The following is a 14,361-nucleotide window of genomic DNA, read 5'->3' as shown; positions in this document are numbered from 1 at the left end:
TCGAGTGGTTCGTCCGTGCCGTCGCGTCCGGTGCTGCCGGAGGGAGCGTTCGGGGAGACGCGCCCGCTGCTGGTGCCTCCGGGGGTGGACAGCACGGCCGCGCAAAAGGCCGACTCGCTGGCGCAGAAGGCCTTCGTTCCCTTCGAACAACAGGATCAGGCCCGTGCGGAAGCCGACCGGGGACACCACTACGTGGCCCTCAGCGACACGCTGTGGGAATACCTGGAAATGAGCCGGGACACGACCGGCTCGGTTTCCGAGGAGCAGGCCTATGCGGCCATCCGGGCCTTCAACGAAGGCGCGCGCGTCTTCCGGGCCTATGCCCAGGCCGCACAGCAGACGGACCTCGACAGTCTCCAGCTCATGCAGATGCAGGCACAGCTCCTGGATGAGGCCCAGCAGCACTTTGAACGGGCCATCCGCCTGAACCCCTATGACCTGCAGGCCCAGGACGTTCTGGCGAGTGTCTACGTATTGCAGGCCCGTCGCCTGAATCGTGCCGGCCAGTACACGGAGGCCATCTCGATCCTGGAAAAGCTGACCCGGTTGCGGCCCGAACAGTATGGCCTGTTCGCCTCGCTGGCCAATGCCTATTACGAGAGCGGGCAATGGTACAAGGCTGCCGAGAACTATGCGAAGTCGGCCGAGACCTATCGCCTGGCGGCCGAGTTCGGCGACGTGGCGCTGGATTCGACCCAGCTCTACCAGTTGAAGCGGGCCGAAGGCAGTGCCTATGTGGAGGCGCGCATGGCCGCCCCCGCGCTCGAAGCCTACCGGGAAGCGCTGGCCCTGGCCCAGGCCGAAGACGAGCGGGCGTTCGTGCAGGGCGAGATCGAATACATCAACTGGGACGACGGCAACCTCGCCGCCAACTTCGCCCGCGATTCATTGCTGGCACTCGTGGACCGGGGCGCTCTGGAGGAAGCGGCCCGCGGGTTCGAAGAACTCAAGCCCAGGCTGAAGACGCAAAAGGCACGCGACTGGACGGACTGGCGCCTGGCGCTCATCGAGTATAACCTTGGCCGGAAGGACACGGCGGCGGAGCGGCTGCAGGCGCTGTACCAGCGTACGCCCCGGGCCACCGACGGCAGCCCGGTCGATACGACCTACGTGCCGTACTTCGATGCATACGGCACGATCGTCTACAACCTGGGCCTCGAATACCTGGCCGAGCGCCGCAGCCTGCAAGGAGCGCTCAGTTACTTCGAACAGGGCACACGTTTCCCCTGGTCCGGTCGTCCTCGCGCGGCCATGGAGGCCGCCAAGATCCTGCAAAACGACCTGCAGTCGGCGCTCAATTATGCGCACATGGCGCTCGAGGAAAAAGAACTACTCAATCTCGAGGATCAGCAAGAACTCTATCGTATGCTTGTCAACCTGAGCCGCCGGCAGGGCGATCTGGAGCAGGCCCGTAGCTACATGCAGGCATACCGCGCACTCGCGCAAGGTAACCAATGACCATCGTCCCCATGTTTCGCTCCCTGCTGAGAACCGTATCGGGCCTGCTGATGCTGGTGATGGCCACGCTGGGCCGCGGTGTGCTTCCCGGCGCCGCCGCGCAGCCGGCCGGTACGGTGCGCTTCGATCAGGTGACCCGCCCCGTGGCCGCCATCACCGACCCGCAGGACATCCAGTTCCTGCTCGACGCCCTCTTCATCGTTCCCCAGCAGGACGAGGTGCCGGAACGCGTGGAGGTGATCGACATCACGAACAACGGATACGGACCGGACGACATCTTGGTGGTCTATCCCTCCCAGGAAGCCTTTATGATCGATCCCCTGGCCATCTCGGACGAGGTGCAACAGTTCATGAACAGCTGGGCCCTGGAGGCGGATTTCCAGGTCGACTCGGGGCCGGTGCCTGCACAGGCGTTCGATCCGGAGAACTATACCCTGCAGCAGGCCGAGTATGCCATTCTGTATGACCTCATGCGAAGCATCGAGCGAAATTACAATGCCGCTCCGATCAGCCTGCGTTTCGAGCGGACCAATGCCGGGTTCACGATGCAGATGTGGGAATACCAGCCCGAGGCGATGCGGTACGTACCGCCTCCGCCGGCCGAGCCGGATACCCTCATCCAGCGGGACGTCATCCACATTGTCCGCAGCGACTCGGTCCTGTACGACATGCTGTACCTCTACCACGTCATCGAGGAGACCGAGTATATCCCGGAGGCCGCCATCTCGGCCGGCTTCGTTCCGGGACGACCGGAAAACCGGCCGGCCACGCCGGCTCCGGCACAGAACGCAGGGACGCCTGCCCGCCGTGAGACATCCGGAAATGACGGGCACGACCGCTGAGGAGAGACCGGCTCAGGGAACGTCCCGTGCCACCCGAAAGCCAATCTCGTTGGATCGAAAGCCTTCGGAGGCATTGTTACGAAGGATGAGCCAGCCGGCCACGTTGTCCCGCCAGCTTCCCCCCCGCACGACCCGCAACGTTCCGGTTTCGGGACCCTGTGGGTCCAGCCGGGGACTCCGGGCATAATAGCCGGCATCGTACCAGTCCTGAACCCACTCCCACACGTTGCCCTGTATATCGTAGAGGCCCCACGCATTGGGGGCTTTTTGCATGACCGGCCGGGGATGGCCTTCAGCGTTGGCGGCGTACCAGGTGGTTTCGCCGGGGGCCTCGTTCCGGCGTTCGCCGAGCCGCTGGCCCATCTCGCCGGCCCGGGCGGCATACTCCCATTCGGCCTCCGTCGGGAGGCGCACGCCGGCCCAGTCTGCAAAGGCGCGGGCGTCGTTCCAGCTCACACAGACCACCGGGTGCCGGTTCGTCTGCGGATAGCCGGGATTCCGCCACGTCAACCCGTTCTTCTGGACGTACGACCCGTTCTCCCAGACCCAGGCCCATCCGATCCGCTCGGCCTCGGTTCGGTAGCCCGTCGCCTGCACGAAGAGGCCGAACTGTTCCACCGTGACTTCGTGGGTGCTGAGTTGAAACGGGGCGTCGAATTGGACGCGGTGCCGGGGGCGGGTGTCGGGGGGGCCCTGGCTGGTGCCCATCAGGAAAGAGCCGGCGGGCACGGTCACGAACGAAAGGTTCAGGTGGGCCGGTGTGATGGAGGTGTCCGGTTCATCCGGTACGGGGGGCGGCGGGGCGAAAAGATCCGAGAGGTCGATACGCTCCAGCCGGACGGTGACGGTGACCGTGGCCGGTGCTGAGACGGCCTCCCCGTCGGTGACCCGGTAGGTGAAGATGTCGGTGCCTTCAAAGCCCTCATTCGGGTGGTACACAAGGGCGTCTCCGGCTCGTTCCACCGTCCCGTGCTCGGCCGGCGTCACGTCCGCGATCTCCAGCGCGTCTCCGTCGGCGTCCCGGTCGTTGGCGAGCACAGCCAGGGTGAGGGGTTCGCCCGGTGCCGTGTTGCCTTCGTCGTTGCGGGCTATCGGCACATCGTTGACCGGGGTGACCGTCACCTGCACGGTGAAGGTGTCGGCACCGGTGCCCGTTTCAGCAGGGAGGATGCGGTAGCGGAACGTGTCGGTGCCGTGAAAGTCCGCCGCCGGTGTGTACCGCGCCGTGGGGGGGTCGAGCGCCAGCGTTCCATGCGCCGGCGCCTGCACGACCTGTACGTCGGCCTGGGGCGAAGACGCAGATAGAGGGATCTCGACGTCCGTATCCTCGGGGGTCGTGACGGTTTGTGGGGCCGGGGTTCGATTTGCCGGGGCGCCCTCGAAGCCGGCCTGCAGCCATCCGGAGCGCCAGGCGTACCAGGCGGCGGCCAGCAGAACGAGCACCACCAGGACGGCGCGCCAGGGCCGGGTTCCGCCGGTGGTGCGTTTGCGGGGGCGGATGATCCGGCTCGTGCCGGCGGCCATCGAGTCCCCTCCTACGGGCAGGGCGGCCTCGTTGAAGCGGATCGTCACTTCCTGCACCTGGCCGGCCCGCACTTCGACGTGCCGTTGCCAGCGCGCTCCCGCCTCGTCGACGGCCTCCACCAGGCAGGTGCCCGCCGGCACGGCGAGCGACGCGGGTTCTTCCGCCTTCAGGGTGAGCAGGTGCTCCCCGTCGATGTAGAGGCTGCATGCTGCGTCTGCCCGAAGGTAAAGCCGGCCGGTCCCGACGGTGGAAGAAGCACGCGAAGTGGGCATGATGACAGCGGTCCGGATGTTCGATGGAAGGCGTGCGGAAACCGGTGCTTCGAAGCCAAACGAGTACGGGTAGGTGGCTGTGGATGCCGGGTCGGGGAGTACCTGCCTGAAAACTATCAAAATCCGGTGCCACAATCAACGCGATGTCGGCTTTTACGGGGTGCAATTCCGGTCTTTTTCGTGAGGCCGTTGTCCCGGGCAAATGACGCATAATAGCAGGCAGAAGGCACGTGCGTCGTTTACCCCGTAAAAATGCGCCATACGTCATGGAGCGGTGATCGTATGGTGCAGTGTGCGCGGGGGTGGGCGCCTTCGGTCCGGTTGCCGTCCGGAGCGGCCGGTGCATGCAGCATGAGGGCGTGCTTCCGGCGGCGTGCATGCCGGGGAGGGGCTGCACACCGGGGACGGGGCAGGACGTCTATAAAATGTTGAAATCATGAAAGTTTTCCACCGTGCATGTTCCCGTCGCTTCGGCTGCTCCGCACTGCCGGATGGCCGGTACGGTTCGGCTGTTCCTCGTCGCGGCGTCCGTTGCACCGGAGACCTGTTGCCGGGTTTGACCGGCGGGATTACGAAACCCTCCCTTTTCAGGCCGGCCGGAAAGCCACAGGGTGAAACGACGCAGGGTGGCAAAGGACAGAATGGCGTGGGCAGAAAGTGTGGTATGCCTGTGAGAGAAATGTGGGAATTTTTATTGGATTGAACAGGGTATGCTTTTTCGTATGCCGTATGTTCGGTGTTGCTCCGTGTTCTTGATCATACTCCTGTTTAAATGTTGAGAGCGAATTGATGGGATTTATTTGCAATTTTAACCGGCTGTGAGGTGCAGGTCATGCATCCTAAGCGAATGGCCGGGTCATGGGAGTGTGTTATACGGCCCGTCCGGGACCGCACCCTCCCCGGCTTTGCCCGGGGCGGGCTTCAGGGCATCGTCACGGGTGCGCTTTACCGGTGGCCATGCCTCTCGCCTCGCCGGCGACGGCTATACCATCAACAACCATGACCTTATGCCAGGTCTTGTCAGGTGCGGGGCGGGGGCCTGTCTCGTTTTCGAGGGCAGGTTGCCGGCGGAAGCGCACGCGGGTTACGGGCCGGGCAGGGTTGTTCCATGAGGTCTAACCTGGAGGCAGCACATCATGAACTGTCCGAATTGTCATCGCGAGATCGCCCCCGGCGTGCGGTTCTGCACCTGGTGCGGGGCGTTCGTCGTGGCGCCGGGGAAGGGGAGGAAGGCCAACCTGTTCCGGCGCTGGCTGGCGCTGGCCATCGACCCGCTCATCGGCCTGGGGCTTTACCTCATCGCCATTGTCCTGTTCGGGGCCGTCTCGGAGACGCTCGGCGTCATTATGGCGGTCGTCTTTCCGCTGGGGTACCTGGTCTGGTACGTGAGCCTCTTCCGGCAGGGCCTCACGCCCGGGAAGAAGCTGCTGGGCCTGCAGGTGGTCCGGGAGGAGACGGGCGAGATCCCGGGATTCGGCACGATGCTGCTGCGGGAGGTGGTGGGCCGGTTCTTGAGCGGGCTCTTTCTGGGCATCGGCTACTTCTGGGCCCTTTTCGACCGGGACGCCCAGGCCTGGCACGACAAACTGGCCGGCACCGTGGTGCTGCGGCGCCGCCACCATCCGGCCGCTCCCGGCCCGCCGCCCGTGCGAACCACCCCCCGCGTGAAGGCGGGAGCAGGACCGGTGGTCTGACGGGGGTGGAAAAAAAAGAAGACTTGAGCTATGTATCGTATGACTTCCCTAGTTATACTTTGATGGTGATAAATCATGGCTTCTCTGTTATTTTCCATAATATGCTTATATGCAGGTGCTGTCAAGCCTGCCTTATTTGGGGTTAGTCCGACCATGACGAGCTTTGTGATGCAACAATATGGTCTACCTGAGATCGGTAATAATTTGTATAATGGTGAACAGGATAATATGACCGACACTCTTTACGTAAGTGGTACGATCGGATCTGAAGAAACATGGGTAACAAATACCGTCGTTTATCTTACAGGTGATATAACAATCACCTCGGGGGTGAGGTTAACGGTTGCACCGGGTGTGGATGTGTACATGAAGGGTAATCGAATAGATGTTTATGGTACACTCATAGCGATTGGTGACAAGGAGAATCCTATTGAATTTGTAGGGGAGCGATTGGGAGGACGCATCGCTTTCTTTGAAGGAAGTGATGCGTCAGTCTTAGATAATGTCAGGATTGAAGGATTGGGATATTCATTTATTGGAGGTAATGGTGGAGGGGCATTGCAGATTTATGCATCATCGATGTTGATATCGAGCACAACCGTTGTAGATAGTCCTACAATTGGTGTTAAGGTTGGATCGGGGGCAAGTCCAGTTTTTGAAAATTGTAAGTTCGAAAATAATGAATATGGATTTTATGTGGAGGGTATAAATGGTAGTTTTCCTGGCTACCCGGTAATCCGTAATTCGGTCTTTTATAATAGTAAATATGGCATTTATATCAAGGAAGGTAATCCTGATTTGGGCACAATTGAAAATTATGGTAATAATGAAATTTATAATAATATTTATAATGTTGCTAATTTGTCGACCAATGTTGTCTATGCTATCGGCAACTATTGGGGCTACGAAGATGCTGATTCAGTAGATGCATATATATATGACGATGAAGAGGGTGTTTATTATGGAGCTGTTTTGTTTGAGCCTTTTGTCCGAAATTCCAGTTTGCCGGACCTGGTACCGGAGGAGCTGGTCATAAGCCCGAACCGGGTACAGACAGGTGGAGCGGCCGCGGTGTCGTTCGTGGTTACGAACCGGGGGGGAGGTACGGCGCCGGCTACCAGAACGAACGTGCGCCTGAGCGCGTCGCCCACGGAGGTCACGGTTCAGGACCCCCTGCTGGCCACGCTGGCGACCCCGTCGCTGGCGCCCGGTGAGTCGGTTACGCATGAAATGCAGGTAACGATTCCCGGCAACCTGGCGCCCGGCACCTACTACGTCTGGGTCATTGTGGACGTGGAGAGCAGTGCGGGGCAAAACGACGAAAGCAATGACAGGATTTTCGTGTCGCTGGGCGTAGAGGGGGAAGATGGGGGGAATACGACCGCTTTTCGATGGCCCGTCCCGGACTCTGATATCCCAGACATACAGGTGACGCAGGATTATGCAGAGTATGACGGTGTAAATCATCCGGATTATCCGACTCTAGAAAATAAATATCATGGAGGTATAGATTTTTATACGAATGGCAAAACAGTGGTGGCGGCCGCAGCAGGCAAGGTGTTTGACAAAAAAGACAACATAGATGGATGGGGGAATGCTGTTATTTTGTATCACGAGAGCCTCGGTTTTTACACGTTATACGCACATCTTGAGGATCCGGTGCCTTTGGAAAAAGACTCTACGGTGAATATGGGTGAATACATTGGTAGAATGGGAAATACAGGTACAGGAACGGGCGTGCATCTTCACTTTTCGGTTATGGAAGCAGGAGGATGGCCCTTAGGGTATCTGGTCGATGTTCCTGACGGGAATAGTCTTCGAGATCCGCGAATCTATATATATCCTTTTGAAGAAACGCCAGTTGAGCCTGTTGTATTCAGGGTGGATACGGACGAGAATGTAAATGTGCATTCGGGGCCGGGTGCGGCAGGCGGCAATACGCAGAGATACGCCGTGCTCACGCAGGTGAGGCCCGGACAGCAGGTCGTTGCCTATGCCCGGTCTGGCGAATGGTACAAGATTCATCTGCCCAATGCCTATGGAAGCGTATCCGGGTGGATCTGGGGCGGCGCGGGCAGCGAGGGTTTCCTGGTTGAAGAGCCCTCGACCGGTCAGATAGAGGTTAAGGATACAGCCAGTGTGGGGCTCAACGTCCGGAAAGAACCCGGTGTGCTGACAGACGCTACCAAGGTGCTGACCCGGAACGGTTTAGACGCCATCAAACTGTGGCCGGGACAGCGATTCGCTGTGCTCGATCGGCAGGTTGTCGGTGGCACACCATGGTACAAAATCAATCTCCCCATAGCTGCAATGGATTCGGAGGGCTGGGTTAGTGGCGACTTCGTTGAGCCTGTTGATCTCATGCCTGATTTGACGATCAGGTCGATATATTATCCTCAGGCTACGGCATTAATACCTGCCAGTGTGGAGTTTGACGTCATGAATGTAGGTAATGTACGAACGAGTGCCGGGAAACTGCAGGTGGCTTTATTGGTGCTGACAGACGATTTGAAAGCTTCACAGGGAGAAATCATTGACCTTGGCACCTTTGATCCACTTGAACCGGGGGAAATTAGAAAGGTGTCGTTTGAATATGTTTTCAATTCTAATTCATATGCTGAATATCTGGAATTAAATCTGATCGTTGATCCGGCGATGGACTTAAAAACTTATAATAATGTGAACAGGATAAATTTTAAGCCAGAGCCTAACGAGGATGTGTATTATAATTGCATAGGTGAGATTACAACAATTTTTTCTCTGGGTCTGGTAAATGGCAGGGAAGATGTGGAAATAATGAAAGATCTTGTATTTTATTTTTGGGATAACAAAAATAATTTTTATGATATGTTAACTGGAAAAGATATTAATAATCTGGAGGATTATCTAGAGAGAATGGAATCTGTTACTATGGGTACCCTGATCAATGTTCTCGGATTGTCGGGCGAAAGATTGGCTGCAGAAATGTTATCTTATATTAAAGATGTTTCTGTGTTGTTGGAGGCTGTGAAGAATGAGGGTGCTTTTGCGGGATGTGGGGAGGTGGCACCCAGTTTATTTGATACGGTTTGGAATTTTTTTAAAGATATTACTTCTTCTCTATGGGAGTTGATAAAAGGAGCAGGAGATTGGATAGGAAATAAGTTTTTGTATGCATTTCATTTGAATTCACCTGCTGATATATGGGTTCAGAGTAGTGATGGAAAGGTTGCGTTCGTCTCGCAGTACGAGGCTTTGCTGGAGATAGAACATTCGTTTGGTTATACTTTGAACGAACACAAATCTATTGTTATCATCGGAAATGATGTTTACAATCTAAGGGTTCAAGGGGTCGGAGAGGGGACGGCCGGCTTGCAGGTGTATAAGCCTGATGTGGCGAACAACCTGATTGCACTTACCTACGGTGATATCCCAACGGTCGCAGGTTCCGAAGCTGCTCTTACTGTGGCGAGAGAAAATGAAGACTATACGTTAAGTTTGGATCAGGATGGAGACGGAACAGTGGACGAGACCATGCAGCCTGAAACGGTGGAAGTGGTTACGAGCATAGGGGGCCATGTTCCCATTACTATTCCTTCAGTGTTTTTGCTGCACCCCAACTACCCTAACCCCTTCCGTACCGCCACCACGTTCCGCTTCGACCTGCCTGCGCCGGCGGAAGTGTCGCTCGTCGTATACGACCTGCTCGGGCGTGAGGTGGTCACGGTGGCCTCGGGCATGCTGCCGGCCGGGAAACACGTGTATCGCTGGGAGGCAGGTGAACTGCCTGGCGGCGTTTACCTGTATCGCCTGCATGCCGGGGGCTACACGGCTACGGGTAAGATGGTGCTCGTAAAGTAGGGCGGGCGGATACGGGAAAGGAAATAGCTTCGAAAAAATGATCCCGCCAGCGGCCCGGGCACCACGAGGCGCGGCGTCCCTTCCCCGGGCGCCGCGCTTTTTTTCACCGCTCCCGTGTCCCGGAGGTGTCTCCGGCGGCTGGTGAGGGGGCGGGGGGGCGGCCCTGCTCAAAGAAGAGGCGCTCGCGGATCTCGGTCACCCGTTGCCGGGCATAGTGTTCCATCTGCGGCAGGGCGCCGGGCTGGACACGTTCGAGAAAGGCCTCGTACTGGCGGAGGGCCGTCGTGGGGTCGGCGTAGTAGGCATCGTAGAGGGCGGCCAGGTGAAACAGCACTTCAGGGCGCTCGGGGGCCAGCGCGTTCACCAGGCGGTAGGTGCGGATGGCCTCGTCGTCGCGGTCCATCTGGTCGTACGTGGCGGCGAGCTGGGCGTAGACGTCGGCCAGGGTGGTGCGGCCGAGCAGGTCGGCGGCCCGCCGGAGGAAGTGCAGGGCGCTGTCATGGTCCTGCCGGTACTGCTTCGTCATGCCCAGGTAGAAGGCCGTCATGCCGTCGAGGCTGTCTGCGGCGAAGGCGCGGGTGAGGACCGAGTCGGCTTCGGGCAGGTGGTTGCGCAGGTAGTGGACGGCCCCCAGGTTACGGAGCGTCAGGGCCGAGGTGTCCCCCAGGGCCACGGCCCGTTCGAACGAGGCCTGGGCGTCGGCGAGCTCCTCGCGCCGGAGGGCCACCTCCCCCCGGCGCTGCCACAGGACCGGCTCCTCGGGCAGGGCTTCCACGGCGGCGTCGGCCACGCGCCGGGCGGACTCCAGCCGCTCCGTCTTCGCATAGACCTGCATCAGGCCGAGCCAGGCGGGCAGGCTACGGGGCTGGAGCCGCCGCGCCCACTCGTAGTGGATGATGGCCTGGTCGGTGGAGTCGAGCATGCGGTAGAGGCCGGCCAGACGGGCGTGCAGCGTGGCGTTTCCGGGCTCGCGGGCGAGCAGCCGGTGGTAGAGGACGCGGGCTTCCTGCGGGCGACCCGCCTCGGCCAGCAGCGCGGCCAGGTTACCGGCGATGCTCCGGTCGGTCGTGTCCCGGGCGTGGGCGCGGCGGTAGGCGGAGAGCGCCTCGCGGGTCCGGCCCAGGCGGCTCAGGTTGCGCCCCAGCGCCGCCAGCACGCGCGCCTTCGTCGTGTCGGCCTGCCGGAGGGCCTCCACGGCCCGGTCGTACCGCAGGAGCTGTTCCTGCGCCAGCCCCAGCAGGCGGTAGCCTTCGGCCGAGAGCGGGGTGCGGGCCGCAACGGTTTCGAGCGTGTCCACGGCAGCCTCGTAGGCGCCGTCGGCCAGGGCCAGGCGGGCGGCCTGCAGCACCGGCTCGGGCGGGGCCGCCGCGTCGAGGGCCGGCATCAGCAAGAGGAAGGCCAGGAGCAGACGCTTCATAACGTGGCACGCCGGATGTTGAGGGCGGGCGTTATACCCCGGAAAGACACCGGGGGGCGGCTGGAGTTGCCCGCGCCCGGAAACGCCGTGGGGAGCCCGGCGTCGAAAGGAGCGTCCGCGGGGATGCGGGGCCTTTCGCAACCGCTGCGGCTGTCCTTCCACCGGACCTGCCTGCTCTGCCCATGCCTTCTTTTGTCCGCCGCCTGCACGTCAGGGAGATGATGGACGACTTCTCCATCGCCGACGACCGGCTCGTGCGGGCCCTCGACGAGCTGCGCTGGGTGAACCGGCTGCTCGGCGGCTACGCCGCGACGATGGCCGTGCTGGCACCCTACCTCCGCACCCGGCGCGGGCAGGTCGTCCACCTGCTGGACCTGGGCACCGGGCTGGCAGACTACCCCGAGCACATCGTCCGGTGGGCCGCCCGGCAGGGCCTCGACGTGCAGGTGACCGCCCTCGACGCCAACCCGGCCACGGTCGCGCACGCCGCCCGTACCCTGGACCGTCGCCTGCCGCCGGCGCTCCGGGCCCGTATCCGCCTGGTGACGGCCGATGCGTTGACGCCCCCCTTCGACGACGGCACCTTCGACGTGACCATGGCAGCCATGTTCATGCACCACCTGGCGCACGGCGACGCGGTGCGGCTCGTTCGCGAGATGCGGCGGCTCGCCCGCGACGGCCTCGTCGTCAACGACCTGCACCGGCACCCGCTCGCCTACTACGGCGTCCTGAGTCTGGCCCGCCTGTTGCCCGTCTCCCCCATGTTCCGGCACGACGGACCGATCTCCGTGCGGCGCGGCTTCCGGCGCAACGAACTGGAAGCCATCGCCCGGGACGCCGGGCTGCCCGCCTTCCGCCTGCGACGCCACCGCGTCTTCCGCTGGGTGATGACGACGCTCGGGGAGAAACGGCGGATCGGGGGATGAATGCCCCCGGCAGGATGGCAGGGGGCGGTTGCGCATCGCAAATTGAAGATTCCATCTCTCCCGGCTATCTCTCACTTTGACAGCGGTATGATGCATGGGTCAAAAGTACTCCTATCTCCGGGCCCGCGTGTGTCCGTGTGATGCGGCCTGTCGGTCCATCGGTCGGGGGAAGCGTAGCCCCGACCGGCCGGGCGACGCTGTGGCGCCTTCCCTTCCCCTTGCGAAGGAGAGAAGCAGGGCGCGTACCCGATTTTCCAGTCTTCAACCCTCCCGACCATGACGCCGGGCGTCTACGAAGTCGTCATCGCCGGCGGGGGGCCGGCGGGGTGTGCCGCCGCCATTGCGCTGGCCCGGGCGGGCCGGTGCGTTCTTCTCCTGGAGAAACGCCGCTATCCGGCGCACCGGCTCTGCGGCGAGTTCCTTTCCGTGGAGGCGGCGGGCCTGTTCGAACGGCTGGGGGTGGGAGAAGCCGTGCAGCGCTGCCGGCCGCATCCGATCCATGCAGCACGCCTCGTCGCGGCGGATGGGGCGTCGGTCCGGCTCGCCCTGCCCGGGACGGCGCTCGGGCTGAGCCGGTATGCTCTCGACGCGCTGCTCCTCGACCGTGCCCGCGCGGCTGGTGCCGCCGTGCGCGACGGGGTCGCTGCGACGGGCATCACCGGGGGGCTGGACGGGGGGTTCCGGGTGATGACGACGGCCGGGCCGGTGAGGGCACGGGTCGTGCTCGGTGCCTGGGGACGCCGCAGCCGGCTCGATGCCCGCCTCGGTCGTGCCTTCCTGCGGGCAAACCATCCGTACGTCGCCTTCAAGGCCCATTTCGAAGGCGTCATGCCCGGGGGGATCGTGGAGCTGCACGCGTTTCCCGGCGGCTACTGCGGGCTTTCACGGGTCGAGGGGGGGCGGGTGAACGCCTGCTGGATCGCCCGTGACACGGTGCTCCGTGCCGCCGGAGGACGGCCGGACGACATGATCCGCCACACCTTCGGCCCGCAGGCTATGCTGGCCGCCCGCTTTGCCGCCCTGCGGCGGATCACCCCCTACGAAGCCGTGGCCCAGGTGTCGGTGGCACCCCGGGAACCATTCGCCGGGGACGTGTGCCTGCTCGGGGATGCGGCGGGTATGATCGCCCCCCTCTGCGGCGACGGCATGGCCATGGCGCTCCAGAGCGGGCTCATGGCGGCAGATCTCCTCCCGGCTTTCCTCGACGGATCGGTCACGGCAGAGGCTTTCCGGCAGGCCTATGCCGCGGCCTGGCGCAGGACCTTCGGGGCCCGCATGCGGCTCGGCCGGTTGCTGCACCACGGTCTGACGAGCCCTTTCGCCCCGGTCTCGGCCGGGCTGTACGTCCTCCGCCGGCTTCCCGGCCTCGGCGACTGGCTGGTGCGCAAGACCCGGGGAGCCCCTTCGGCAGGGCCGGTCACGCCCGGCTGGCGCGGTGCAGCCGGTCCATGAGGGCCAGGCCGATGCCTTCGGGGGCGACGCGCTGGCAGTAGATGGTGCCGAGGCCGGCGGCCTCGCATCGCCGGAAGAAGTCGAAGAGGGCATGGGCGTAGGCGTCCGCGTCGGCACAGACGCGCACCAGGCCGAAGGCGCGGGGTTCGGGGGGCGGGACGAGGCCGATGTAGGCGGCGTCTTCGGCGGGCATGGCTTCTTCCGGCGCGTCGATGAGGCGGACGCGGGCGCGGGGCGCGTAGTGGCGGTAGCGGGTGCCGGGGCTGCGGGCCAGCACCTCGGCGGTGTCCCCGGCCAGGCGGGTCTGCGGGAGCACGGCGCGGAGCCGTTCGAGCGAGACCGCCCCGGCGCGCAGCACCACCGGCACCGGCCCCGTGCAGTCCACCACCGTCGACTCGAGGCCCACCTCGGTGCGGTCCCCCCGGAGGATGCACGGGATGCGCCCGGCCAGGTCGGCGTAGACGGCTTCCCAGGTCGTGGGGCTGGGGCGGCCGGAGCGGTTCGCCGACGGCGCGGCGACGGGCACCCCGCAGGCCGCCAGGAACGCCTGCGCCACCGGGTGCCGGGGCATGCGGACGCCCACCGTCGGCAACCCGCCCGAGACCACGGCGGGCACCGCGGGCGCCCGGGGCAGGATCAGGGTGAGGGGACCGGGGAAGAAATGCGCGATGAGCGTTTCGGCCATCGGCGGCACCGAGGCCGCCACCTGCCGGAGCATGGCCCGGTCCGCCACGTGCACGATGAGCGGGTTGTCGGCGGGGCGCTCCTTGGCTTCGAAGATGCGGCGGACGGCGTCCTCCCGGAGGGCGTCGGCGCCCAGGCCATAGACCGTCTCGGTGGGGAAGGCGACGACCTCCCCGCGCCGGATGAACGCGGCGGCCTCTTCGGGCTCGGTGGTGAGCAGCGTTTCCACAGGATGGGCTATGGCATTGAAC

At 62.7% G+C, this 14,361-nt stretch carries 9 protein-coding genes; 6 read left to right on the top strand and 3 right to left on the bottom strand.

Annotated elements, in window-relative coordinates; translation table 11 throughout:
• Window positions 1–15: 15 nt before the first annotated feature.
• A complete protein-coding gene (locus tag GQ464_RS02840; RefSeq protein ID WP_228350541.1) occupies window positions 16–1,458 on the top strand; it encodes a tetratricopeptide repeat protein in 1,443 nt (480 codons plus the stop codon).
• An 11-nt stretch (window positions 1,459–1,469) separates the two neighbouring features.
• Window positions 1,470–2,300, top strand: a complete 831-nt coding sequence (locus GQ464_RS02835) for a hypothetical protein (protein WP_166976468.1) — start codon at window positions 1,470–1,472, stop codon at window positions 2,298–2,300.
• 12 nt (window positions 2,301–2,312) lie between these two features.
• Here the strand turns inward: GQ464_RS02835 and GQ464_RS02830 are convergent, their stop codons facing one another.
• Entirely contained in the window at window positions 2,313–4,097 is a 1,785-nt protein-coding gene (locus GQ464_RS02830) for an SUMF1/EgtB/PvdO family nonheme iron enzyme (RefSeq protein WP_166976469.1), read from the bottom strand.
• A gap of 1,136 nt (window positions 4,098–5,233) precedes the next feature.
• Here GQ464_RS02830 and GQ464_RS02825 point away from each other — a divergent pair.
• Together GQ464_RS02825 and GQ464_RS02820 are read left to right on the top strand one after the other, a co-directional pair.
• Window positions 5,234–5,791 carry an RDD family protein gene (locus GQ464_RS02825; RefSeq protein WP_166976470.1) on the top strand — a complete coding sequence of 186 codons (558 nt, stop codon included), beginning with the start codon at window positions 5,234–5,236 and terminating at the stop codon, window positions 5,789–5,791.
• A 75-nt stretch (window positions 5,792–5,866) separates the two neighbouring features.
• A complete protein-coding gene (locus GQ464_RS02820) occupies window positions 5,867–9,631 on the top strand; it encodes a peptidoglycan DD-metalloendopeptidase family protein (RefSeq protein ID WP_166976471.1) in 3,765 nt (1,254 codons plus the stop codon).
• A gap of 103 nt (window positions 9,632–9,734) precedes the next feature.
• Here GQ464_RS02820 and GQ464_RS02815 read toward each other — a convergent pair whose 3' ends face one another.
• Entirely contained in the window at window positions 9,735–11,048 is a 1,314-nt protein-coding gene (locus GQ464_RS02815; protein WP_166976472.1) for a tetratricopeptide repeat protein, read from the bottom strand.
• A gap of 182 nt (window positions 11,049–11,230) precedes the next feature.
• Between GQ464_RS02815 and GQ464_RS02810 the strand changes: the two genes are divergently transcribed.
• Entirely contained in the window at window positions 11,231–11,974 is a 744-nt protein-coding gene (locus GQ464_RS02810) for a methyltransferase domain-containing protein (RefSeq protein ID WP_166976473.1), read from the top strand.
• Window positions 11,975–12,250: 276 nt separating this feature from the next.
• Complete coding sequence (locus GQ464_RS02805; RefSeq protein WP_166976474.1) at window positions 12,251–13,426, top strand: NAD(P)/FAD-dependent oxidoreductase; 1,176 nt, start codon at window positions 12,251–12,253, stop codon at window positions 13,424–13,426.
• Here the strand turns inward: GQ464_RS02805 and GQ464_RS02800 are convergent.
• Window positions 13,392–14,339, bottom strand: a complete 948-nt coding sequence (locus GQ464_RS02800; protein WP_166976475.1) for an L-threonylcarbamoyladenylate synthase — start codon at window positions 14,337–14,339, stop codon at window positions 13,392–13,394. The two genes, GQ464_RS02805 and GQ464_RS02800, sit on opposite strands and share 35 nt — an antisense overlap.
• Window positions 14,340–14,361: the final 22 nt, after the last annotated feature.

Origin of the sequence: Rhodocaloribacter litoris (assembly GCF_011682235.2) — a bacterium.
Taxonomy (GTDB): Bacteria; Bacteroidota; Rhodothermia; order Rhodothermales; family ISCAR-4553; genus Rhodocaloribacter; species Rhodocaloribacter litoris.
This window is presented reverse-complemented; position numbering and strand designations above follow the sequence as displayed.

What these genes read in the sequence shown, in the direction of transcription:
- GQ464_RS02805 (WP_166976474.1), top strand. Translation starts at nt 12,251, where the DNA reads ATGACGCCGGGCGTCTACGAAGTCGTCATCGCCGGCGGGGGGCCGGCG.
- GQ464_RS02830 (WP_166976469.1), bottom strand. Translation starts at nt 4,097, where the DNA reads ATGCCCACTTCGCGTGCTTCTTCCACCGTCGGGACCGGCCGGCTTTAC.
- GQ464_RS02815 (WP_166976472.1), bottom strand. Translation starts at nt 11,048, where the DNA reads ATGAAGCGTCTGCTCCTGGCCTTCCTCTTGCTGATGCCGGCCCTCGAC.
- GQ464_RS02820 (WP_166976471.1), top strand. Translation starts at nt 5,867, where the DNA reads ATGGCTTCTCTGTTATTTTCCATAATATGCTTATATGCAGGTGCTGTC.
- GQ464_RS02825 (WP_166976470.1), top strand. Translation starts at nt 5,234, where the DNA reads ATGAACTGTCCGAATTGTCATCGCGAGATCGCCCCCGGCGTGCGGTTC.
- GQ464_RS02835 (WP_166976468.1), top strand. Translation starts at nt 1,470, where the DNA reads ATGTTTCGCTCCCTGCTGAGAACCGTATCGGGCCTGCTGATGCTGGTG.
- GQ464_RS02810 (WP_166976473.1), top strand. Translation starts at nt 11,231, where the DNA reads ATGCCTTCTTTTGTCCGCCGCCTGCACGTCAGGGAGATGATGGACGAC.